This is a genomic window from Agrobacterium deltaense RV3 (assembly GCF_900013505.1).
Lineage (GTDB): Bacteria > Pseudomonadota > Alphaproteobacteria > Rhizobiales > Rhizobiaceae > Agrobacterium > Agrobacterium leguminum.
This window is the reverse complement of sequence record NZ_LT009745.1, coordinates 84,076-107,717: the sequence shown is the minus strand read 5'-3', so window position 1 is coordinate 107,717 and position 23,642 is coordinate 84,076. Positions and strand designations below refer to the sequence as shown.

21 protein-coding genes are annotated in these 23,642 nt (G+C 59.7%); 9 read left to right on the top strand and 12 right to left on the bottom strand.

Annotated features, from left to right (window positions below; all coding sequences use genetic code 11):
- The first annotated feature begins 22 nt into the window (after positions 1–22).
- Positions 23–1,063 (top strand): AraC family transcriptional regulator, encoded by a 1,041-nt coding sequence (locus AGR7B_RS00515; RefSeq protein ID WP_080852850.1) that lies wholly within the window; start codon positions 23–25, stop codon positions 1,061–1,063.
- A 464-nt stretch (positions 1,064–1,527) separates the two neighbouring features.
- Positions 1,528–1,773, top strand: a complete 246-nt coding sequence (locus tag AGR7B_RS00510) for a helix-turn-helix domain-containing protein (protein WP_078051433.1) — start codon at positions 1,528–1,530, stop codon at positions 1,771–1,773.
- A 219-nt stretch (positions 1,774–1,992) separates the two neighbouring features.
- On the opposite strand, the gene AGR7B_RS00505 is transcribed toward AGR7B_RS00510, so the two are convergent.
- The 8 genes from AGR7B_RS00505 to AGR7B_RS00470 all read right to left on the bottom strand — a co-directional run bounded on the left by AGR7B_RS00505 (position 1,993) and on the right by AGR7B_RS00470 (position 9,360).
- Positions 1,993–2,982: an Ldh family oxidoreductase gene (locus tag AGR7B_RS00505; RefSeq protein ID WP_080855772.1), complete on the bottom strand. Its 990-nt coding sequence runs from the start codon at positions 2,980–2,982 to the stop codon at positions 1,993–1,995.
- 150 nt (positions 2,983–3,132) lie between these two features.
- Complete coding sequence (tolA, locus tag AGR7B_RS00500) at positions 3,133–4,059, bottom strand: cell envelope integrity protein TolA (protein WP_080855771.1); 927 nt, start codon at positions 4,057–4,059, stop codon at positions 3,133–3,135.
- Positions 4,056–4,532: a TonB system transport protein ExbD gene (gene exbD, locus AGR7B_RS00495; RefSeq protein ID WP_065654742.1), complete on the bottom strand. Its 477-nt coding sequence runs from the start codon at positions 4,530–4,532 to the stop codon at positions 4,056–4,058. The genes tolA and exbD overlap by 4 nt, the downstream gene beginning before the upstream one ends.
- A gap of 6 nt (positions 4,533–4,538) precedes the next feature.
- Positions 4,539–5,756 carry a tonB-system energizer ExbB gene (gene exbB / locus AGR7B_RS00490; RefSeq protein WP_162933999.1) on the bottom strand — a complete coding sequence of 406 codons (1,218 nt, stop codon included), beginning with the start codon at positions 5,754–5,756 and terminating at the stop codon, positions 4,539–4,541.
- Positions 5,757–5,949: 193 nt separating this feature from the next.
- Entirely contained in the window at positions 5,950–6,687 is a 738-nt protein-coding gene (hutC, locus tag AGR7B_RS00485; RefSeq protein ID WP_080855770.1) for a histidine utilization transcriptional repressor HutC, read from the bottom strand.
- Positions 6,688–6,721: 34 nt separating this feature from the next.
- Complete coding sequence (locus AGR7B_RS00480) at positions 6,722–7,507, bottom strand: ABC transporter ATP-binding protein (protein WP_020809178.1); 786 nt, start codon at positions 7,505–7,507, stop codon at positions 6,722–6,724.
- Entirely contained in the window at positions 7,507–8,280 is a 774-nt protein-coding gene (locus AGR7B_RS00475) for an ABC transporter permease (protein WP_059759013.1), read from the bottom strand. The genes AGR7B_RS00480 and AGR7B_RS00475 overlap by 1 nt, the downstream gene beginning before the upstream one ends.
- A gap of 138 nt (positions 8,281–8,418) precedes the next feature.
- Entirely contained in the window at positions 8,419–9,360 is a 942-nt protein-coding gene (locus AGR7B_RS00470; protein ID WP_065654746.1) for an ABC transporter substrate-binding protein, read from the bottom strand.
- Between the two features lie 206 nt (positions 9,361–9,566).
- Here AGR7B_RS00470 and AGR7B_RS00465 point away from each other — a divergent pair, with 206 nt between their 5' ends.
- Positions 9,567–10,277, top strand: coding sequence for a YoaK family protein (locus AGR7B_RS00465; RefSeq protein ID WP_078051438.1), 711 nt, complete (start codon positions 9,567–9,569; stop codon positions 10,275–10,277).
- 12 nt (positions 10,278–10,289) lie between these two features.
- Here the strand turns inward: AGR7B_RS00465 and AGR7B_RS00460 are convergent, their stop codons facing one another.
- Entirely contained in the window at positions 10,290–10,808 is a 519-nt protein-coding gene (locus tag AGR7B_RS00460) for a hypothetical protein (RefSeq protein WP_003524381.1), read from the bottom strand.
- Positions 10,809–10,886: 78 nt separating this feature from the next.
- Here AGR7B_RS00460 and AGR7B_RS00455 point away from each other — a divergent pair, with 78 nt between their 5' ends.
- Positions 10,887–11,525, top strand: coding sequence for a trimeric intracellular cation channel family protein (locus AGR7B_RS00455; protein WP_003524379.1), 639 nt, complete (start codon positions 10,887–10,889; stop codon positions 11,523–11,525).
- A gap of 75 nt (positions 11,526–11,600) precedes the next feature.
- On the opposite strand, the gene irrA is transcribed toward AGR7B_RS00455, so the two are convergent.
- Entirely contained in the window at positions 11,601–12,020 is a 420-nt protein-coding gene (gene irrA, locus AGR7B_RS00450; RefSeq protein WP_003507276.1) for an iron response transcriptional regulator IrrA, read from the bottom strand.
- Positions 12,021–12,337: 317 nt separating this feature from the next.
- On the opposite strand from irrA, the gene fabA reads away from it, so the two are divergent.
- From fabA to AGR7B_RS00420, 5 genes are all read left to right on the top strand, one after another.
- Entirely contained in the window at positions 12,338–12,853 is a 516-nt protein-coding gene (gene fabA, locus AGR7B_RS00440; RefSeq protein ID WP_003507274.1) for a 3-hydroxyacyl-[acyl-carrier-protein] dehydratase FabA, read from the top strand.
- A gap of 75 nt (positions 12,854–12,928) precedes the next feature.
- Complete coding sequence (gene fabB / locus AGR7B_RS00435) at positions 12,929–14,152, top strand: beta-ketoacyl-ACP synthase I (protein ID WP_065654750.1); 1,224 nt, start codon at positions 12,929–12,931, stop codon at positions 14,150–14,152.
- A gap of 6 nt (positions 14,153–14,158) precedes the next feature.
- Entirely contained in the window at positions 14,159–14,965 is an 807-nt protein-coding gene (fabI, locus tag AGR7B_RS00430; RefSeq protein ID WP_065654751.1) for an enoyl-ACP reductase FabI, read from the top strand.
- Between the two features lie 187 nt (positions 14,966–15,152).
- Positions 15,153–15,749 (top strand): TadE/TadG family type IV pilus assembly protein, encoded by a 597-nt coding sequence (locus AGR7B_RS00425; RefSeq protein ID WP_003524373.1) that lies wholly within the window; start codon positions 15,153–15,155, stop codon positions 15,747–15,749.
- Entirely contained in the window at positions 15,746–16,339 is a 594-nt protein-coding gene (locus tag AGR7B_RS00420) for a TadE/TadG family type IV pilus assembly protein (protein WP_003524372.1), read from the top strand. Before AGR7B_RS00425 ends, AGR7B_RS00420 begins: the two co-directional genes overlap by 4 nt.
- Before the next feature lie 38 nt (positions 16,340–16,377).
- Here the strand turns inward: AGR7B_RS00420 and AGR7B_RS00415 are convergent, their stop codons facing one another.
- Positions 16,378–18,147: a sulfite reductase subunit alpha gene (locus AGR7B_RS00415; RefSeq protein ID WP_080855769.1), complete on the bottom strand. Its 1,770-nt coding sequence runs from the start codon at positions 18,145–18,147 to the stop codon at positions 16,378–16,380.
- Entirely contained in the window at positions 18,144–23,486 is a 5,343-nt protein-coding gene (locus tag AGR7B_RS00410; RefSeq protein WP_080855768.1) for a glutamate synthase-related protein, read from the bottom strand. Before AGR7B_RS00410 ends, AGR7B_RS00415 begins: the two co-directional genes overlap by 4 nt.
- Between the last annotated feature and the right edge of the window lie 156 nt (positions 23,487–23,642).

Genomic DNA, 23,642 nt, shown 5'->3' with positions numbered 1-23,642 from the left:
ACATGGTACGCCAAGGCGAGGGATGCCCGAGAAAAGGGTCAGCGACGAGATAAGTGTGGTGGCCGGTCTGGCTGCCGGCGTCAGCAATTATGCCCGGTCACGGGGCATCGATATCGCACCGATCTGCAAGGCTCTGGACATTGATCCAGCCATATTCAGCAGCCTGACGGAACGTATCAGCCTCGATAGATTTTCCCGGCTGCTCGAAACCTGTGCACTGATTTCCGGCGACGACGCTTTCGGTCTGCAATGCGCCTCCACCTTTCCAGCGGGTGCATCCGGCGCGTTCGGATATGGGCTGATCAGCGCACCGACGGTTAGGGCGTTCCTGCGTTTTCTTCAGGACCATGTTTATTACGCGACCAATAACAGCAATTTCACCATGGTAACGGATGCCACGCAGGTAACCCTGTCATGGTCCTTCGCGCCGGTTATTGCCAAGCGCGATCAATATGTGGATTTGTCGCTCGCCGTCCTGGTACAACGTCTCCGTGATATTCTCGGAGATCGTATCAACCAAATCGAGATCGGTCTGGAGCGACCGAAACCGAATAATATTCAGCTATTTAAAGAAAGAATGACCAGGCGCGTCAGTTTTTCCCAGCCGATCCATACCATGCGTCTTCCGGTATCGCTTCTCGATGTCGTCAATCCGAATGCGGATGAGCGGCTGTTCGAGCTGATGAACCTGCAATGCCGTATGTTGCGACCGGAAACATCGGCGGACGCGACCCATTTCATTGACCAGGTGAAGCGGTATATGCAGATGCGGCTCTCGGATGCCGAGCTTTCGCTCGGCGAGATTGCTCCCTATTTCAACCTGTCGGAACGGAGTTTTCAACGGCGGCTCGCAGAGCTCGGCACCAATCTCAACGAGATAAAGGATGCCATTCGCAAAAATGCCGGTTTCAAACTCCTCGTGGAAAGCGATCTTCCGGTATCCGACATCAGTTACAGGCTTGGCTATTCGACGCCCGGTGCGTTTTCGCGTTCCGTCTCCCGCTGGTTCGGGGCAACACCGACCGACATTCGCAAGAAACACGCGCATCATTCCGCCGGATGATACATGTTGAGGGCATCAATATTTCGAAATGATGTATTAAATTTGAGAAATATGTCGGCGCTCATCGCGTTGTGTGCCGAAACATAACAATAAAACGAAAAACTTGGCGCGAGATGTTATTCTCTCGGTGAGGCACATCGCCTATTAGAGCGCCGCATATCCTTCGGGGTGTGACGAAAACATTCCAGAGCTTTGAAGCTGCATTTCACGCCAGACCCATTGTGGTCTCTGGCGATATCGGTGTTGCAGTTCCCTTCAGTGCACAGAATAGAGCGTCCGCGTCAGGATCGGCTGGCTGCGAAAGCGGCCCTTATTGCATAATTACCAATGCCCGATGAAACCTATTGGCGAAATTAGCGTTTCTGTTCGCGTATAGACAGAGCGGTAAACGAGCTGGTTTCGGGGAATGAATCATTGACTGATCGTGCCCCGGGAAGGCCAATCTCTTTTAAGGCTGAAAGAAAATGTCTTCAAACACGCCGCATGAACATCGCCAGACGCATGAAATCATCCTTTCGGAGCGTGAGCGGCATTATCTGGGGCTGGTCGCGCGGGGCAAGCATCCGTCCCACGTCGCCCTGATAACCGGCGCGGACGAAGCGGACGTGAAGGATACTCTTGAAAGGGTGCGCCACAGATTGGGCGCCACCAATCTGCTGAATGCCGTCAGCATCGCCCTGCTGCGCGGCCTGATCGTGCAGGACGCATAGTCGCCAACCTGATCATCCAAGCTTACGCGAAACGTCCCCTCCCGTAAGCTGAAAACCGAATGAGCGGCTTTCTGCGTCAAAATCCTTCCATATCAATGGAGGGATGGCGGACCAAAGCGGGCTGGACATGATGGCCGGCCCTATCGACGCAAATGCGAAGCAGCCATTTACGGTTTGCCCGGCGGGTCATAGTCGACCCGCCGGGTTTTAATTGTCGCATCAGAGCGATTGAATTTCGGCCAGAATATCGCTTTCGATCACGATGCCGCTGTCCAGCGCCTGCTTGCGAATCCCCTGGCTGCGGCGGCCGGGCAGACGCACATTTTCCTGCTTTTCTATCTCGCCGGCTATGAGCCCCAGCCGCTCGGTAAAGGCCGTACCGCCTGACGATACCGGGTCTATGGCGATGATCGTGTGGCCGAGAGAGGGTGGCGCTCCCTTGTCATCGAGAAGGGAAGATGCCTCGAATGCGAAGTTTCCGCCGGTAATCGCAGCGGCCAAGATCTCCACCATCAATGCCAGTGCAGCGCCCTTGGCCTCGCCTGCGGGCACCATGGTTCCCTCTATGGCCTCTTCGGGATCGGTCGTCGGCCGGCCGTTTCGGTCGAGCGCCCAGTCGCCGGGGATGGTTTCACCCTTCTGGCGGGCCGCCATGATCTTTCCGCGCGCGACCTTGGAGAGCGCGAGATCGATGACCAGCGGATCGGCGCCGCCGACGGGGGTGGCGAAGGCAATTGGATTGGTTCCATAAAGCGGTTTGCTTCCGCCCCAGGGCGCCATTGACGCCGGTGCGTTGGCGAACATGAGCGCGACAAAACCCATTTCGGCGAGGCGCTCGACGGTCAGCGCCATGACACCCGCATGGTGGGAACGGTGGATGGCGGCAAGCGCAATGCCCTGCTGCCGAACCATGTCCGGCAATTCCTCAAGGGCGCAATCGATCGCCGGATAGGCATAGCCGTGATTGGCATCAACCGAGAGCACGCCCGGCTTCACGCGGGTCGCCACCGGACGCGCCTTACCATCGACCTTTCCAACCCGCGCCTGCCGGACATAAACGGGGATGCGGCGAAAACCGTGACCACCCTGGCCGGCCGCCTCGGAGGCGACGAGCGCCTTTGCCACCGAACGGGCGTTTTGCGGCAGAACGCCGTTGCGCTCAAAGATAGAGGATACGAGATCCTCCGCCTCTGCGATTGAGAATTTCATGATTTTCGTGGTTCCTGTTGGCTTGCATGCGGTGGGACGGATTGGTCCTACTTTGCGGTATACGGTCGCTGCAAATCAACATGGAAAATAAATCGGGCATCCCATCCTCTCCAGAGTTGGGATGCCCTTATGCGGTTGGGCTTTTTCACCCTACTTGAAAAGAATCGGCAGGGTAAAACTCGTATTTGCGCCTGGCGGCGGCGGCGAGACGGACGCTCTTTGTATGACGGCCAGAAGCTTCTGATCCATCGCCGAGTCACCGGTGGATGAAATAATCCTCGCACCGCCGACGGAACCACCGCTGTCTATCTTGAATGAAACCGTAATGGTCATCCCCGATTTTCCAGCCGAACGCATCAGTCGCCGCTGCATCGCCGAGCGCACTTTCGCACCCCAATCGGCATTTGACATGGACGAGGACGAGAAGGAGCCGGCATTGCTGCGCGATGCCGCCGTCCGGTCGGACTGCTGGGCTTCAGCCTTCGCCGTTTCGCGCAGTTCCGATGCCTGCTGCGGTTTGGGACGCTGGCGCTCGACCTTCTTTTTCTCTTCCGGCTCTTTCTTTTCCACCTTCTTTTCGACGGGCGGCGGCGGAGGACGCATGACAGGCAGAGGGACCTCCACACTTTCGAGTTCCGCCATCATCTGCTCCTGAACGGGATCGACCGGCTCCACGGGTTCGGGAATTTCCTGCGGTTCGACGATCTCCTCGACCGGCGGTTCAGGCGGCTGCACAGGCTCTGGCGGCGGCGGCGTTTCCGCAACCGGCTCCGGTGGCGGCGGCTCTTCCGGGGCGGCTTCCTCCACCGGTTCGCTGCTGTCGCTCTTCACCTCTTCTGCGTCCTCAACATCTTGCGCGGGCGTCGTTTCTTCGGTCTTTACGGCCTCCGGTATCGCCGCCATTTCGATCATGATCGCAGCAGGAGGCGGCCCGCCGGCTTCCTGCTCTTCGGGCTCCTGCATCAGATAATAGGCAAAACCAGCGTGAACGCCCAGCATGAGCAGCGCCGCGACGGACCACAGCGTTACTTCCCCGAGACGGGAATGCCGGGCCTGCGGGTAGCCGTTTTCAGTCATGGCGTGGTTCCCGGCGCTGCGGGTTGGCCAACGGCGGCCGGCTGCGATGCGGCAGCCGCGTTTTCCAGTCCTACGAGGGCGATCTTCAGATAACCGGCATCTCTCAGCAGGTTCATGATTTCCATGAAGTGGCCGTAATCGACCGCCTTGTCGGCCCGCAGGAAGATGCGCGTATCCTTCTTGCCGCCCGTCTGCCGGTCGATGGCGGCGGCCAGTGCTTCGCGGGCAACCGCATCATTGCCGAGATTGAGCGAGAGGTCGTCCTTGACCGTCAGATAAAGCGGCTCCTCCGGGCGTTCCGCCGGCTTTGCGGTGGATGCGGGCAGATCGACATTCACATCGACGGTGGCGAGCGGTGCCGCCACCATGAAGATGATGAGCAGAACCAGCATCACGTCGATGAAGGGCGTGACATTGATCTCGTGGTTTTCGGAGAGATCGTCTCCGCTATTTTCGCGAATACCGCCAGCCATGGCCGATCACCGTCCTACCAGCGATACCGCGGGCTTGCTGGTGCTGCCCGGGGGAATACGGCGGAAATCGAGATCGCGGCTGACGAGGCGTTCCACACCGGCTGCGGCATCCGCCAGCAGATGGCGGTACCCGGTGATGGAGCGGGCGAAGACGTTGTAGATCACCACGGCCGGAATAGCGGCGACAAGGCCGATGGCGGTGGCGAGCAGCGCTTCGGCGATGCCCGGCGCGACGACGGCAAGATTGGTCGTCTGCGATTCCGAAATGCTGATGAAGGAGTTCATGATGCCCCAGACGGTGCCGAACAGGCCGACGAAGGGAGCGGTGGAACCGATGGTCGCCAGAACACCCGTTCCGCGCGACATGCGGCGACCCGCATGGGTTTCGATACGCGAAAGCGCCGACGAGACACGCTCCTTGATACCGCCGCCATCCGTGTGTTCGACCACCGCATCGGAAAGCTGCATTTCGTGGGTCGCCATGCGCAACATCAGTGCTGCCGGCCCGCCCTTCTTTTCGACGGCCTCGGTGGCCTCCGTCAGGGTTTTTGCCCTGCGAATGACCTTGAGCGTCGCGCCGGCGCGCACCCGCGCACCTGCAAGCTCGATAGACTTCGCGACCCAGACCGTCCACGTGACCAGAGATGCGAAGGCAAGACCGATCATGACACCCTTCACGACCCAGTCGGCCGCCATGAACATGCCCCAGGGAGAAAGGTTGTGCGGGATATCCGCACGATGTTCGGCGCTCGCGGGCTCGGTGCTGACAGGCTCTATCGGGGTCGCGGCTTCATTCGGCGCGGTCGTCTGGCCCGTCTGTGCGGGTTGCTCGGTCTGCGTCGACTGCGGCGCCAGGCCTTCGGCGCCCGGTGCGGTGTTCGTCGCGGGCTGAGCAGGGGCAGGCTGGGCCGATGCGGGCTGAGTTGACTGAGGCTGCGAGGGTGCGGTGGCGGCCGGCTGTTCCGGTGCAGTCGCGGAAGGCTGGACGGGCGCGGCGGCCGGAGCGCCCGGCGTTGCAGGAGCCGCCGGCTGTGCTGGCTGAATCGCTTCCGTTTGCGGTGCCGGCTGTATCTGGGTTTCCGGTGCCGTCTGAGCGAAAACCGCGCCGGCACTCAAGCCAGCACTCAGGCCGGCCAGCAAGGTGACAGTCATGGCAAGGGAGAGATGCCTTGTCGTGTTTGCCTTGTTGAAGGATGCGGAAGAAGTTGAGGTCTCAGCTGACATAATTTTTATCCCGGATTTCCGTCGATGAACTCATCCGCAGATTGACCGGCTCCTGAAAACCGGGGTCATGAACGGATACCGTCGTGAAAGCTTGACGTTCCGATAATAAACCTGAGTTCTTTTGACAACTATTATATTGTCAAAAGACCACCCGTAAACTCTTCTTTACAAAAAATTGACCGATCGACGGCCTTCAGCCGTTTTGCGAGGGCGAAAACTGCGCAATGAGAGCATGCCGGTCACCGGGATAGGTGACACGGACGCGGGTGATATAATCGGCCCCATGCCAGGTCCGCCGATCGATGACCAGACAGGCAGCACCGGAAGCAATACCGAGCGCCGCTGCATTTTTACGGTCGGCGGAAACGGCGCTGATACGATGTTCGGCCGCACTCCAGGGCACCATTTTCAGCAGCCATGTCCCCGGCCCGATCTGTGAAAAATCCGCGGCTTCCGCCTCCGGAACGGCGGTGACATTGACGATGCGCTCTTCAAGGCAAAAGGGAACGCCGCCGGCGAAGTGCGTGCAGGTGAGTTCCAGGACCGGGGCCTCGGCGGCAAGCGCCATTGCCGCGCCGTCTTCTTCACCCGCAGGGCGCAGCCGTCGTTTGTCGAGACGGTAACCGTAGACCAGACCCAGCGCCTGCACCTCCCGCTCGATATCGTGGATTTCCAGAACGGCCGATTGCGCATGGGGCTGGCGAACGAAGGTGCCGAGACGGCGGCGTCTTTCGATCAGTCCGCGCTGCACCAGTTCGCCGAGAGCCTTGTTCACCGTCATGCGCGAACAGGCATATTGCCGGGTCATCTCGTGTTCGAAGGGAATACGATAACCCGGCGGCCATTCGCCCGACATGATGTGGCGCTCGACATCATTGCGGATGCGCTCGTGCAGCGATTTTTCCTGAAGATCGGCGCCTGTGCTCCTCATCCCGATGCTTTTATCCTCCCCTTTGCCGGATCAACTATCCATGGGCAGCGGCGGCAATCGCCTCGCTGCGGATTTCCTCCGTAAGCTTGGCGCGCAGCTCAGAAAATTCCGGACTGGCCTTGACGGTGTAGTGACGCGGATGCGGCAGGTCGACCGGCGTGATCGACTTGATGCGACCCGGCCTTGCGGACATAGTCACCACACGCGACGCCATGAAAACTGCCTCTTCGATATCGTGGGTGACGAAAATGACCGTCTTCTGCTCCCGCTCCCAGATACCGAGCAGCAATTCCTGCATCAGCCCGCGCGTCTGGTTGTCGAGAGCGCCGAAAGGCTCGTCGAGCAGCAGGATTTTCGGGCCGTTCGCCAGGGCGCGGGCGATGGCCGTTCTCTGCTGCATGCCGCCGGAGAGCTGTTTCGGCCAATGGTTCTCGAAGCCGCGCAGGCCGACCTTGTCGATATAGCTATCGACAATCTCCCATTTTTCCTTCTCGGCAACGCCGCGTTCGCGCAGGCCGAAGGCGACGTTTTCGCGGATCGTCAGCCAGGGAAACAGCGTATAGGACTGGAACACCATGCCGCGATCCGCCCCCGGCCCCGTCACCGCCCTACCGGACAGCAGCACTTCGCCCGTCGTCGGGCGGTCGAGACCGGCGATGATGCGCAGCAAGGTCGATTTTCCGCATCCCGACGGGCCGAGGATGGTGACGAAATCATTGCGGGGGATTTCCAGATCGGTGGGCTGGAGGGCCAGCGTCGGCTGCCCGCCCTGCACACCCGGAAAAGTGCGACTGACGCCCTTGATAACGAGTTCGCTCATCAGGCAAGCCTCCAGGCGAAAAGCTTCCGGTTCAGCGATTTGAACGCGAAGTCCGAAATAAGTCCGATAATGCCGATGACGATGATGCCGAAGATGATCTGCCCGGTCGCCATCAGCGCCTGGCTGTTGATAATCATATAGCCGATACCCGAGGAGGCGCCGATCAGTTCCGCGACTATGACATAGGTCCAGGCCCAGCCGAGAACGAGACGGAGGATTTCCGCAATATCGGGCGCATTGGCGGGAATGAGAACACGGCGAACAACGCCCCGGTCCTTCGCACCAAGCGTATAGGCCGCCTCCACCAGATCCCGTCTTGTGCCGGCGACAGCCACGGCCACCATCAGGATGATCTGGAACACAGCGCCGATGAAGATCACCAGCAGCTTCTGCATCTCGCCGATGCCGGCCCAGAGAATGAGGAGCGGCACGAAGGCGGAAGCAGGGAGATAGCGCGCGAAGGAGACGAAAGGCTCAAGCAGCGCCTCGATGGGCTTATAGGCCCCCATGGCGATGCCGACGGGCACGGCAATGAGCGATGCCAGCACGAAACCGCCGACCACGCGCCAGATCGTCATGCCGATATCGCTGGCAAAACCCTGATCGGTCAGCAGATAGATGCCGTCCTTCAGCATGGTGATGGGGTCGGCCAGAAAGGTCGGCGATACGAAACCGCCCAGAGTGGCAAAGCCCCAGGCGGAAAAAAACAGCACGAAGAACAGGATGCCAAGAGCAATTCTCGTGCTGTTCCTTATGGGTTGAAGAGGTTGCATCTGTCCCCTGTCCGGAAAACCGGCGCGGCACCTTCGCCGCGCCATCAGAACGCCGTGCGCGTCTCGTGACGCACAATCGACGCACTCACCTGTCTTTGGCTGCAATATTCCCTGCAGGGAACGCGGCCGCCTTTTCTGTTACTTGATGAAGGACGTATCCGCGAGGGTCGAAAGATCGGGTTTCGACTTTATCACGCCGATTTCCAGCAGCAGGTCCGCCGATTTTTCCGAGAATGTCTTGAACTCACCTTCGAAAAACTTCTGGTTGGCGGCCTTGTCCTGCCATTCGAGGAACTTTGCCGAAGCGGCAAAGGCCTCGCCGGTCTGCTTCACATCCGCGCCCATCGTCGCATAGGACTTTTCGGGATCGGCCTTGATGAGCTCGAGCGCCTGGAAATAGCTGTCCGCCAGTGCTTTCGCCGCCTGCGGATTGGCCTTCAGGAAATCCGGGGTGCAACCGAACGTATCCATGACGGCGGGATAATCCAGCGTCGTGGCGAGGATTTTGCCCTTATCGGGGGCGGCGCGGACAGTGGACAGATAGGGCTCATAGGTCATGGCCGCATCATTTTGACCGGCAACGAATGCCTGCGCGGCCGGTCCCGGCTCGAGGTTGACGACCTTGACGTCCTTCAGGGTGAGGCCGTTTTCCTTGAGTATCCAGGCAAGGAAGAAATAAGGGGAGGTGCCCGGCGCGGAAGCGGCAACCGTCTTGCCCTTAAGGTCCGCGACCTTTGCAACATCACTGCGCACCGCAATGCCATCGGCGCCATGCGACTTGTCCATCTGGAAAATCTGGGTGGATTTCACGCCATTGGCATTCCACGCGATCCATGTTTCCACCGTAGTGGCAGCGCACTGGATGTCACCGGAAGCAAGGGCCAGATGGCGGCTCGCCTGCGGGATTTTCTTGATATCGACTTTCAGACCGTTCTTTTCGAAAATGCCGGCCTGTTTGGCGAGCGTCAACGGCGCAAAACCGGTCCAGCCGGACATGCCAATCGTCACCGACGTCTCGGCATAGGCGGAAGCGGATGAAAAGAGCGCGGCGACTGTGGCGAGTACCCATGTTTTCTTCATGATCTGAACCCCTTTTGATTTATTTTTGTGCGATGTTGTTTATCGCTTTATTTGAGGCATCGTAGGCAGGGATTTTATATTTGTCTAGACAAAATAGAAGTTTCCGAAGGCCTCCGGAAAGATTGCAAATACACCACCCGGCATTCTAGACATAGGATAACACGGCCCCGCGCGCAGGCCCGCCGTTTTTCCATATCGAGCTTTCCATGACCAGACAAAGACGTCGCAGTATCATCAGGGCAAGGCGAACCGGAACCGGAATTGCGCTGGTTGCCGCCATTTCCTTCATCGCGGGCATGACGGATGCGGTGGGCCTGCATATTTCAGGCGACTTCGTATCCTTCATGACCGGCAACACCACGCGCGCCGCAGTCTCGATAGAGGCTGGCCTCTATTCCCACGCCGCGAAACTGCTTTTCGCAATCATTGCCTTCGTGGCGGGCAATGCCGGCGGCATCGTGGTCGCGCATAAGTTCGACCGGCGCATCTTCGCCGTTCTGATGGCGGTGGGATTGCTGGTAACAATTGCCGCGCTGCTCGGCGGCGAGACTTCCGCTCTTGCGCAATTTTATCTCGTCGTTTTCGCCATGGGCATGGTCAACGCCGCCGTTGAGCATATTGAGGGACTGCCAATCGGGCTTACCTATGTGACCGGCGCGCTTTCCCGTTTCGGCCGCGGCATCGGTCGTTTTCTTCTCGGCGAACGGAGCCTCGACTGGGGCATTCAGATCGTGCCATGGCTTGGAATGATATGCGGCGCGATCTGCGGCGCTATTCTTGCCGCCACCCTGCAATCGAACGCCCTTTGGGTGGTCGCGGCCACGGTTTTCGTCGTCGCCATCGCCACTTTCATCATTCCGCGCTCGCTTCGCCAGCGCTACAATCAAAGGGTCAAAATCCGGCGGATTACGCCCTGAAAATCATCGCCGTCACTTTCGCGAGATGGTGACGAATTTCGTGCCCCGCACCCGCACCGTCATCAGGCAGGGTTCCTTGTCGGTACGCTCGCAATAACGCGGATGCATCTTCAGCACGAAAACCATGTTGCCGAAGCGCTTGATGAAATCATAGTCGTAAATCCGGGCCGTCGCGATCATCAGATAACCGCCCTCTTTCACCTGGACATAGAAATTATAAGGGCATCCCTCGTCGTCGCAGCTGCGGCCCTTTTCGCCGTCACAATCGAGAACACCGTGATTGACGACGGCGTCCATCAGCCCGTCATTGTTGATATCCAGCCGCGTGACGAAATCGTCGCCGAAGGCCGCCACCTTGCACTCGTTGCGGAAATGGTCCTTCTCGTAGATCTCGGGGTCGTTCACCAGCTGCTGCTGCGCCGAGAGCGCCACCGGAAACATCAAGAGAACCAGCGCCTGAAGAGCGGCAACGAGAGCGATTCGCACGGCATTTTCCTTTGCATCCGTTTCGGTTATGGATGTTGCGATCATCCGGGCGGCCAGCCTAGAGTTTAGTGCTTGCGCGACACTGACGTGTTCGCAGCCCGTGTTTCCGGGGGGAACCTTTTCATGACGCTTCTGGGTTTTCTCGACTATGCCGGGGTCGCCATCTTTGCCGCAACGGGCGCGCTCGCCGCCTCGCGCAAGCAGCTCGACCTGATCGGCTTCCTGTTTTTCGCCGCCGCAACCGGCATCGGCGGCGGCACGGTCCGCGATCTGGTGCTTGGCAGGACGCCTGTATTCTGGGTGGTGAACCCGACCTATATCCTCGTCTGCGTCTCGGTCGCGGTGCTGCTGTTCTTCACCGCGCATCTGTTCGAATCCCGTTACCGCGTACTGATCTGGCTCGATGCGCTGGGCCTTTCCGCTTATTGCGTCATGGGAGCAGCCAAGGGGCTTGCCGCCAGCGGCTCCGCAACCGTCGCCATCGTCACCGGCGTTCTGACGGCGACGTTCGGTGGTGTGTTGCGCGATATTCTCGCCGGCGAGCCTTCCGTGCTGCTGCGGCCGGAAATCTACATCACCTGCGCGCTCCTGGGCTCCTCCACATTCATTGTCGTCTATTTCCTCGGCGCACCGCTTTATGCCGCATCAGCCGCAGGCGTCCTGACGGCCTTCGCAGTCCGGTCCGGTGCGCTGATCTTCGGCTGGACTTTTCCGCCCTACAAGGCAAAGCCCGGCAGGCGGCCGGAAGATGTGATGAAGTGACAAATAGAAATGACCGCCGAAAACAGAGATGGCGCCCGTGGGCGCCATTTTCACATCCGCGATCGGACTGAAGCCTTATCCGCGCTTGCGGCGAAGGCGGATGACCACGTCCACATGGGCGATTTCCATGCCCTCGGGCGCTTCCGGCAAATTGTCGATCTGGAGGTTATTGACGGGAATATCCAGAACCTCGTTCTCGCCCTCCACGAAGAAGTGGTGGTGATCCGAGACGTTGGTGTCGAAATAGGTGCGGGCGCCTTCCACGGCGAGAACACGGATGAGGCCGGCTTCGGTGAACTGGTGCAGCGTATTGTAGACGGTGGCGAGAGAAACGGGCACGCCGGCGGTAACCGCCTCATCGTGCAGTTCCTCGACCGTCAGATGGCGATCGCCCTTTGCGAAAAGAAGATCGCCCAAAGCAACGCGCTGGCGCGTGGGCCGCAGCCCCGAGCGCCGCAACCTCGTTCCGATATCCAATGTGGCGTCAAATGCCATGCAATCCCATTCCAAACAGAGGTATGAAACTTACCAATTGCATTAGCATATATCTTTTGCGGCGGGTGCTTTCAATAGTTTCAGCGTGGCTTAGGCGTGGCAAATGGCGGCAAACCGGCCATTCCTGCAAATTTCCTCTGGTTCCAGCCGTACGGTTCCTGTATGCGGACGGCATATTGAGGTAATGACTTCTGCGAAGAAGGTTCGAAGACAAAGAATGGGGGCAGAGCGGCCTCTGCCCTTGCAGCGCTTCATTTTGAACCTAACTTGCTCTAGTGAAGTCGATCAACACCAGTAACTGGGGAAGTGAAAGCGGTATGGCAACGAGGCAATCAAGTTACAATTACGAGGAGATCCTGTCCTGCGGTCGCGGCGAATTGTTCGGCCCGGGAAATGCACAGCTCCCATTGCCCCCCATGCTCATGGTCCATCGCATTACCGAAATTTCCGAAACCGGCGGCGCCTTCGACAAGGGTTTCATCCGCGCCGAATACGATGTCAGCCCGGACGACTGGTATTTCCCCTGCCACTTCCAGGGCAACCCGATCATGCCGGGGTGCCTGGGCCTTGACGGCATGTGGCAGCTGACCGGTTTCTTCCTCGGCTGGCTGGGCGAAGAAGGTCGCGGCATGGCGCTTTCCACCGGCGAAGTGAAGTTCAAGGGCATGGTTCGCCCTCACACGAAGCTCCTTCAATATGGTATTGATTTCAAGCGCGTGATGCGCGGCCGTCTGGTGCTCGGAACCGCCGACGGCTGGCTCAAGGCGGACGGCGAAACCATTTATCAGGCGACGGACCTGCGCGTAGGCCTGTCGAAGGAAAAGGCTGCCTGAGGCAGACGGAATAGTCCTGACAAACGCCGGGCGGCTTCGGTCGTCCAGCCGAAATCTTAAGAAAAGGTCCCTTTCATGAGACGAGTTGTTGTCACCGGCCTCGGTATTGTTTCTTCCATCGGCGGTGATGCCGCTGAAGTCACCGCATCGCTGCGCAATGCCAAATCCGGCATTTCATTTTCGCCGGATTTTGCCGAACACGGTTTCAAATGCCAGGTCTGGGGCAAGCCGTCTCTCGACCCGACCGATCTGGTCGACCGCCGCGCCATGCGCTTCCTGTCGCAGGGCGGTGCGTGGAACCATGTCGCCATGAAGCAGGCCATCGCCGATTCCGGTCTCGAAGAGAGCGACATCAGCGGCAATGAGCGCACCGGCATCATCATGGGTTCGGGCGGTCCTTCCACCCGCACCATCGTCGAGGCGGCCGATATTACGCTGAAGAACAACAGCCCGAAGCGCATCGGTCCCTTTGCCGTGCCGAAGGCGATGTCCTCCACCGCATCGGCCACGCTTGCCACCTGGTTCAAGATTCATGGCGTCAACTACTCCATCTCGTCGGCCTGCTCCACCTCGGCGCATTGCATCGGCAACGCTGCCGAAATGATCCAGTGGGGCAAGCAGGACGTGATGTTTGCGGGCGGCCATGAGGATCTCGACTGGTCCATGTCCAACCTCTTCGACGCCATGGGCGCCATGTCGTCCAAATATAACGAGACACCGAGCGCCGCCTCGCGCGCCTATGACGTCAACCGCGACGGTTTCGTGATTGCCGGCGGTGCGGGCGTGCTGGTTCTCGAAGAGCTGGAACATGCCAAGGCGCGCGGCGCGAAGATTTACGCCGAAATCGTCGGTTACGGCGCGACCTCGGATGGTTACGACATGGTGGCGCCTTCAGGCGAAGGCGCGATCCGCTGCATGCGGCAGGCGCTTTCCACCGTGAAGGGTGACATTGACTACATCAATACCCACGGCACATCGACGCCGGTTGGCGACAGCAAGGAAATCGGCGCGATCCGGGAAGTCTTCGGCGACAAGATTCCGCATATCCAGTCGACCAAGTCGCTCACCGGCCATTCGCTGGGTGCGGCCGGCGTGCAGGAATCGATCTACGGCCTGTTGATGATGCAGGAACGCTTCATCGGCGAAAGCGCGCATATTTCCGAGCTCGATCCCGAATTTGCGGGCGTTCCGATCGTTCGCAGCCGCATCGACAACGCCAAGATCGACACCATCCTTTCCAACTCCTTCGGCTTCGGCGGCACCAACGCCACGCTCGTCTTCCAGCGTCATAACGGATAATTGCCCATGAACGGCATCATGCAGGGTAAACGCGGCCTCATCATGGGCGTCGCAAACAATCATTCCATCGCCTGGGGTATCTCCAAGGCGCTTGCGGCACAGGGCGCGGAACTGGCCTTCACCTATCAGGGTGAAGCGCTCGGCAAGCGTGTGAAACCGCTCGCCGCCGAGCTCGGATCCGATTTCATCGTACCGTGCGATGTCGAGGATATCGCCTCGGTCGACGCCCTGTTCGCGACGATCCGCGAAAAATGGGGCTCTCTGGATTTCGTCGTGCACGCCATCGGCTTTTCCGACAAGAACGAGCTGAAAGGTCTCTACGCCGACACGACACGCGAGAATTTCAGCCGCACCATGGTCATTTCCTGTTTCTCCTTCACGGAAATCGCCAAGCGCGCCGCCGAGTTGATGACAAATGGCGGCTCCATGCTGACGCTGACCTACAATGGATCGCAGCGCGTCATCCCGAACTACAACGTCATGGGCGTCGCCAAGGCGGCTCTCGAGGCGTCCGTGCGTTATCTCGCCGCCGATTACGGCCCGCGCGATATTCGCGTCAACGCCATCTCGGCCGGTCCGGTCCGCACGCTGGCGGGCGCCGGCATCTCGGATGCGCGGGCGATCTACGCATGGAACCAGAAAAACGCACCGCTTCGGCGGACCGCGGATATCGACGATATCGGCGGATCGGCGCTTTACCTGCTGTCCAATCTGTCGCGCGGCGTAACCGGCGAATGCCATTATGTGGACTGTGGTTATAACATCACTTCCACACCCACGCTGGAGGTTCTCTCCAAAGCGGATGCGGAATAAGCGCCCGTTTCAGCGTCAACAAAAGCCCGGCCATGTGCCGGGCTTTTATATTTTGGGCCGTATCAATTTCGGAAATCACTAAAGTATAATTCATTGGAGTAACTGAATTTAAACATCGGGTGGTTATGGTCCGCAACAAATTCAACGGTTGCGCTTGCCGCATATTCTTAGAGATCGATATCGCCTCATGCGACTGGCCAGACTGAAGCCATTGCTGGAAAAATTCGGAGTCTCGCGCGACGGGACAGCGGCTATAGAATTCGCGATACTCGCGATCCCGTATTTCCTCGTCGTCTTTGCGATCATCGAGACCTTCATCGCCCTGATGGCGGAACAGGTCGTCGCCAATGCCACCGAAAACATGGCGCGGCGTCTGCGCACCGGGCAGATCAGCAGCTCGATTTCGAAAGAGGATTTCCGCAAGAGCTTCTGCAATGAAGTCTCGGTGATGATCACCTGCTCAGCGGATGAAATCCAAAAAGAACAGAAGCTCTATATCGATCTTCGCTCCTTTACCGCCTTCAAGGATATTCCGACCACGATACCGCTGAAGGCCTATGGCGAATATTACGATCTCGACACCGCCCAATTCGGCTTCAAGCCGGGCGGGCCGGAAACCATCAACATGTTGCGTGTCTATTATCGCTGGCGTGTGGTTGCCGATATCATCCGACCATACCTGACGAAAATACGTCCGGCCGACGGATCGATGCCCTCACATTTCCTCATCGTCGCGACAAATGCGTTCATGAACGAGAAATACATCACAGGCGGGGGCTCATGATGGCAGGGCTGGTGTCCGTTGCGGCAAACGGCAAACGACGCCTGATGGCGCTCGTTTCACGCTTTGCCAAAGATCGCCGTGGCGTGGGTGCGGTGGAGTTCGCGATCCTCTTTCCGATATTGCTTGCGCTTTATCTGACCTCGTTCGAATTGACGATCGGATACAACACCTACAAGCGGGCAAGCACCGCTGCAGCCTCCATCAACGATCTGATATCGAAAACAGGTTCCGTCGATAAAACCTATCTCGCGGGCATGCAGGACGTCGCAGCCGCCGTGTTTGCGCCCTACAGCACCAAGGGTCTGCAGCTGAAGATCAGCGGCATCAAGATCGACGCGCAAAAACAGGCGAAAATCACCTGGTCCTGGGATGAGAAAAATCTGAGACCCTATGCGGTGGGGTCACCGGTCGCCGTTCCGACGCGCCTGCTCGTGGAAAACAGCTTTCTCATCCACGTCGAACTTTCCATCCCGCATGAATTGCTGATGTTCATGCCCGATCTTGCCTCGTCCGGGGTGAAGTCGATCACCATCGGCCGGGAGTATTTCTTTAAGCAACGCGACGCCGAGACCGTCTGCACCAATTGCTGAGCAATCGGTGCGCCAGAACGGTCTCGTCATGGCAATAGTTAGTAGACGTCGCGCAGATAACGTTTTTCGCGTTTCAGCCGGTTCACATACTCGCTCGCCGCCTCAGCGGAGATGCCGGCCTCCTCGCTGACGATGCCGTGCAGGGCATCATCGACGTCCTTCGCCATGCGGGTCGCGTCGCCGCAGACGTAGAAATAACCGCCCTCTTCAAGCCATTGATAGAGCGCCTTGCCGTTCTGCCGCATGCGGGTCTGGACATAGATCTTCTCCGCCTGATCCCGCGAGAAAGCAAGGTCGAGGCGGGTGAGCACACCATCGCGGCTCATGTCGCCAAGCTCGTTTTCATAGATGAAATCCGACTGCCGGTGCTGGTCGCCGAAAAACAGCCAGTTTTTGCCGTTTGCGCCTCGGGCTTGCCGTTCCTGCAAAAAAGCCCGGAAGGGCGCGATGCCCGTACCCGGTCCCACCATGATCATAGGCGCGTCATTGTCCTGCGGCACACGAAACGCCTTATTCGGCGAGACGAAAATCCCGGCACTCTGCCCGGCCTCCACGCGGTCGGCGAGATAGGTGGAGCACACGCCCCCACGCTCACGGCCCTCGGCGCGATAACGCACGCTGGCTATGGTCAGATGCACGCTGTTTTTTGCGACGAGCGGGCTGGAAGAAATGGAATAGGCGCGATGTTGCAGGGGTTTCAGGAATGTTACAAATTCAGCAACATCGAATAGCGGCTTTCCGCCGAGATTGATGAGGTCGAGAATATCCTTGCTCCAGAGAAAGGCGGCCAGTTGCTCCCTGTCTCCGTTTGCGAGAATGTGGCTGAGTTCGTCATGCCCCGCCCGCTTGCCGATTTCGGCGACGAGTTCGCGCGAAGGCGTCGATATCTCGAACATGTTGAGAAGCGCATCGCCGACCGGCCGGTCCAGCCCGGCGATTTGGCTTTCCGCAGCCGCCCCGAAGTGTTCCAGCAGCGCGCCGACCAGTTTCGGATCGTTCAGGGGCACGACACCAAGAGCGTCACCCGCCTCATAGTCCAGGCCGCTTTCGCCGAGATCGAATTCATAGTGGCGAATTTCCTTGGATGAGCCGGGACCGGACAGGCGGCGATTGACGCTTACCTCAGCCGAATAGGGATTTTTGCGGCCCCAGCCCTGTTTTGCCCGCACGGGCGGCTCGGCGATGTCGGGCACGGTGACAGATGCCGCATTGCCGCCATCGACAGCAAGCGCGAGCGGCAGGGTCTCGCCGATCCATGCGGCGGCGGCATCTTCGAAGTCGATATCGCAATCGATACGCGTCTTCATACGCTTGCCGCCGAGTTGTTCGAACCGCGTATCGATAAGCTTGCCCGCCTGGCAGAAGCCGTCATAGCCGGTATCGCCGAGCGCGAGCACGGCAAAATTCATCTCGTCCAGACGCGGCGCGCTGTCCGCGGCGAGCGCTTCCCAGAAAAGCTGGGCATTATCAGGCATTTCACCTTCGCCATAGGTCGAGGTGACGACGATGACCCGCTTCATGGCGCCGAGACTGTCCATCGAGACATCATCGAGTGCCGTCACCACCGGCTGCATGCCCTGCGCGCGGGCGGCGGCGGCAATATCCATCGCCAGCGCCTCCGCATTGCCGGTCTGGGTGCCGAAGAGAATATTCAGCACGCTGGCCGCCGACCGGGGAGCAGCGGCGGCAACCGATGTCTCCAGGCCGATGGCGGCGCGGGAATGGAGCCCCGCCAGAAAACCGGAAAGCCATGCGCGCTGATCACCGTTGAAGGGCGCGTCTTCGGGAATATAAGGTATCTTCATCATGCTGCCCTGTGGCTGGATGCGGTGGCGAGGTCGGGAATGGCACGGGCTGCGAAAAGCTCCTCGAAGCCCGGCAGACGGCCGATCTTCTCGACGTTTTTCCGGTTCTGCTGAATGATCCAGCCATAGGTGCCGGGGCTGTCCACCGACCAGATGTTCCTGCGCGCCAGCGCCTGCTTGTAATCGTCGAGGCGCTTGGCGGCGATCATCACCGCAAGCTGTTCATCGCCATGGTCCGAAAGCGCCTCGCGGGCATATTTCAGTAACCGCTGCATCAGCGCATAGTCTTCCGTGAGGATGAGATTGCGCACGGCTTTTTCAATTGCCGGGTCGGAAGGACCCGACGCCATCGGCAGCCGCTGCAGGGCGATGGCCTGCGCCATGCTCAACACGGTATAATTGTTGAGCAGCGCGTACATTTCTTCGGTATCCGTCTCGCCATAACCCGGCACCGTTCCGTTCAGGACGGCCTTGCGGTCGCGATAGGCGAGCTTGAACTTTCGCAGTTGATGAGCGGCAAGCGCGGATGCCAGTTCCTCCAGCAGTTCCTTGCGGGGCTTCGCCTTCAGAATTTCATCGCTATCCTGATAAAGCAGCAGGGCGCGTGGCATGCCATAGACGAAATTATGCTGTTCACTTTCCCAGTTTTCCAGAAGCCATGCCGCCTTGGCCGAGCCGGTTTCTGCGACATGCCAGGTCAGAAGCTGGTGGATTGCCTGATTATGAATGGCGGCCTGTTCATCCTCACCGGTGACTGAACCGAGCAGGATGGAATCGTGGCTGACTTTCTTCGGCAGATCGCCGTATGGATCATACTGGTAGACGAAGCCGCCGCTCATGCCGTTGCCGAAACCCTTGCCGAAGCTGCCGAGGTTCAGGACCGCGCCGTTGGTCATATATTCGCAGGCGAAATCACCCACGCCTTCGACGACGGCGGTGGCGCCGGAGTTACGCACCGCGAAACGGTCGCCCGCCTGCCCCTCCACGAAGGTGCGGCCGCCGGTGGCGCCGAAGGACTGCCCGGCGGAACCGGAGGTATCGATGCGCACCGAACCCGCCTCCAGGAACCGGCGGCCACGGCTGTCCCGCTTCACGGCCGGCAGAGCATCCGCCTCTTCGTCGGAAAGTTCATGGTTCAGCATGCGTTCGATATCGACGGCAAGCTGCCCCCCGACGCTCTTGTTGCAATTGTTGAGGAAACGATTGCCGCCAAGTTCGATGTTCTCGCGCCGGCTGTCGACCAGGGCCGAGCGCACGAGTTCGATGAAGGCATCGTCCAGTGCAAAGTCCTTTTCCATATAGACCGGGCTGTCGATCTTCACCTCTTCGACCACGGCGAGCATTGCCCTGAGGTCAAGCTGGCCGACGCTTGCCGGATGATCGAGGAGATGAAGAAGATCGGAACGGCCGCGTGCCTCCCGCAACGAGGCAACCCCAAGCCCGGCCAAAATCTCGCGCGTTTCATGGGCGATGTTCATGAGATATTGCGCCAGCGCGCGCGGATCGCCGTTGAAGGCCTCCTGATTGGTGGTGAGACCGGCCGGGCACTTGATGTTGCAGTTCTTCGCCATGACGCATTTCAGCATCATCAGCGCCGTCGTGCCGAATTCGAAGCTGTCGCCACCGAGAAGTGCGGATTTCACCACATCGCTCGCCGTCTGGTGCGCGCCGGAGCAGCGCAGCAGCACCTTGGCGCGCAGGCCGGTGGCGCAAAGCGCCTGATGCACTTCTGCGATACCGATTTCCGCCGCGCGGCCGGTATATTTGAGGCTGGTGACAGCCGCCGCACCCGTGCCGCCGGTATTGCCGGCGACATTGATCACATCCGCACCCGCCTTGGCGACACCGACCGCAATCGTGCCGATGCCTTCCGACGAGACCAGCTTGACGATGACGCGCACGCGCGCCGCCTTGGCGTCATGGATGAGCTGGGCCAGATCCTCGATCGAATAGGTGTCGTGATGCGGCGGCGGCGAGACAAGCTCGACGCCCGGCGTGCCACCGCGTGCGGCGGCGATTTCCACCGTCACCTTGGGAGACGGCAACTGCCCGCCCTCGCCCGGCTTTGCGCCCTGACCGATCTTGATCTCGATCTCTTCCAGCATCGGATCGGCAAGATAACCAGCCCAGACGCCAAAACGGCCGGAAGCGAACTGCTTGATGCGCGAGGCACGGATGGTGCCGTAACGGGAAATATGCTCGCCGCCCTCGCCCGAATTCGACATGCCGCCGACCATGTTGGTGCCATGGGCAACCGCCTCATGGGCGGCGGCAACCAGCGCGCCGTGGCTCATGGCGCCCGATGCCAGGGTCTTGGTGATCTCGCTCGCCTTCTGTACGGCATCGAGCGGAATGCTTTCCGGTGCAGTGCGGATAAGCGAGAGATAGGCGGATGCTTCACCCTGCGCCTGAACCATGAGCGCGCCACCTTCCAGCCAGTGGCCGGGAATATCCGCACCGAAACGGTCGAGCAACGACTGGCCGAGTGCGGCAAGCCGGGCAAGCTCATGACCGTGCGGGCCGGTCAAGTGCAGCCGGAAAGCGCCGTCTCCCGCCTCTTCGCAACGCAATCCGCGCACCATGAAGCTGTTATTGCCCTGCCGGGAAAAACGGCCCATTTCCCGGCGGAATTCTTCTGCGGAACCGGCGAATGTGACGTCGGCCGGCAATTCCAGAACATCGCGCAGGGCGGCCGGGCGGCGCGCCCTTTCCTCGGCCATCATGCGGGCGAAGGCGCGGTAACCGGGCGTCACCTCGAATTTGTCGATGGCCTCCGGGGTCAGCCGGTCGAAGCTGTTGTGATAATAGGCCGCATCGTTGAGACCGAAGGCATCTTCCAACCGGTTGAGCGGCAGCAGGCGCAAAGCCTCCTCGTTTTCGGTTCCCTTGTCGAAACCGATCTTCTCCTCCGTCATGTCCACGAAACCGCGTACCGCCGTCGTGCCATAGGAATGGCCGGCGCCTTCCGCACGCTCCTTGAAGAGACCGAGCAGCGGAATGTCGTTTTCGCCCTTCACGGACAGCGCCTTGCGGTGCCAGTCCGCCACGGCCTGCGCGATGACGGCGAAGTTGACGCCGCCCACCGGGGTCTTCACATTGGGGAAATAGCGCTTCAGTACCGCATCGTCGGTATCGAGGAAGTTCGGTTCGAAGAACTCGCCGCCGATATAGCTTTCCGCCGTGCACAGGCCGACCTTGCCCATGGTCTTCATCAGCGACTTTTCCGCCGCCTTGGCAAAACGCTTGAAGGCCTTGTCGGCATCGGCACCGAATTTCTCCTCGGCGCGGAACTGCACGCCAAGCGGATAGACGGCAGAGGCGCCGAAGCCGAGGCCGGCTGCGATATGATGGGAGGACGAAAACTGACCGCTTTCGACGATCAGGGAAATGCGCAGCCGCAGACCCTCCTCGATCAGCCGCTGATTGATGGCGGAAACGACCATGATCATCGGCAGAGCCGCGCGGCCTGCCGAGACATGCCGGTCAGTGATGACGGCGATGCCGCCTTCCTTGGCCGCAAAAGCCACAACCTCATCGCAGAGACCATCGATTGCCTGCCGCAGGGCCGTTTCATTGGCCTCCGCAACATCGAAGACCGGCGAATAGAGCATTTCGAAACGGCGAAGGGGCGTCTCCGACTGCTCGCGAATGCGCAGCATATCGAGATGGGTCAAGATCGGGGAACGCACGACGATCTGGCGGGCCTTCTTCGCCCCGCTGTTCGGCTTCGCACCGAGGGCCACACGCAACGTCATGCCGTCGGCCTCACGAATACTGTCGAGCGGAGGATTGGTGACCTGCGCGAAACGTTGTGAGAAATACTTTGCGACGCCGCCTTCCTGATCGGACAGTGCGTTGATGGCATTGCCGTAACCCATCGCCGAAATCTTTTCCGCGCCTGAGGCCAGCATCGGGTCCATCAGGAATTTGAAGCTTTCCTGATTGTGCGAATAGGCGACATAACGCTGGTGGCGCTCCAGATCGCCATTGTAACGCAGCGGCGAGCCCTGCTTTTCCGCCGGCACTTCCGGCAGATCTTCCAGCATGACACGGGCTTCGCGCAACAGGGATGAATATTCGCGGCGTGAGGCGAGAAGCTCCAGCGCCTCGACGGTGGAAAAGGCGCGGCGTTCTGCATGGTCGTAATAAAGCATGCCGCCCGCCTCGATGCGGCCGCGGCGGATGACGCTTTCCGCCGGAAAGGCGATCTGCCCGGCCTCCGACATGACGCAGAGATAATCTTCCGTCTCGACGGTGCGCAGCGGGCGCAGGCCGAGGCGATCGAGCCGCGCGCCGATTATGGTGCCGTCGCCGAAGATCAGCGCGGCCGGGCCGTCATTCTTCTCCTCATAGAGCGAGAAATATTCCAGCATCGCCTTCACACCCGGTGACAGGGTATCGTCATTTTCCCAGGCTGGCGGCATCATCGAGACCACGGCGGTGACGAGGTCGAGACCGTCTTCCATCACCCGTGCCTGCAGGGTCTGATCCAGACGGCAGCTGTCCGACTGGCCTTTCGGCCGGATGATGCTGGCATTCTTTGCCAGCGCCACGGCCGCTTCCGACAGCCGGTTCTTCTTGTCGGTGTTGAGCTCGCCATTATGCGCCATCAGACGGAAGGGCTGCGCCATGGAAGGATGCGGATCGGTATTGGTGGAGAACCGCGTGTGGAAATACATCGTATGCACTTCATGGCGCGGATCTGTGAGGTCGCAGAAATAGGGCATGACCTCATGGGAGTTCAGGCGGCCTTTCAGAACCTGCGTGCGGGCGCTGAGCGACAGCGGATAAAAGCCAGCGAGTTCCGGCACCGTATAGGCAAGCGCCTCGATGGCCAGCAACGCCTTGTGGATGCGCCAGTCAAATTCGGTAAGGGTTGCGCATTCGGCCGGAGCCGAAAAGACCCATTGGCGGATCGGCAACTGGTAGGGGATAGCTGCGGGACGGATGGCCGCATCATTCACCGGCACATCGCGAACGAGCAGGATTGAAAAGCCCCGCTCTTTAAGGGCGTTTGCGATGATACCGACAGCCTCGCCGTGGAAAGCCGGATTTTGCGGCAGGAAAAAATTGCCGACGCCGAAACGGCCGGCCTGCAACCCGTCCTCACCCGTCAATTCCCGAAAGAAGGAAAGCGACAAATCCAGCGATACGCCCGCGCCATCCCCGACACCTTCCGCCGACATGCCGCCGCGATGCGGCACGGCACAGAGAGCCTCGTGGCCGCGCTTCAACACATCATGCGTCTGCACGCCGTCCTTGCGGGTGATGAAACCGACACCACAGCTGCTTTTTTCAAAAGCCGCATCGTAAAGGCCGAATTTTTGCTCCGTCACACTCAAGGCACTCTCCTCTCGTTGCGCATTTCGCGCGGCATCGCCCTCTTTCCCGAAACCCGGCGCGTCAGCCGGCACTCTGCGGGCGGAGCCGCAGGCGACCTGGCTGCTCCTCATTCTTTTGCTTATCGGCGTTTAATGGCGCGAACGGTCGCTTTGCGG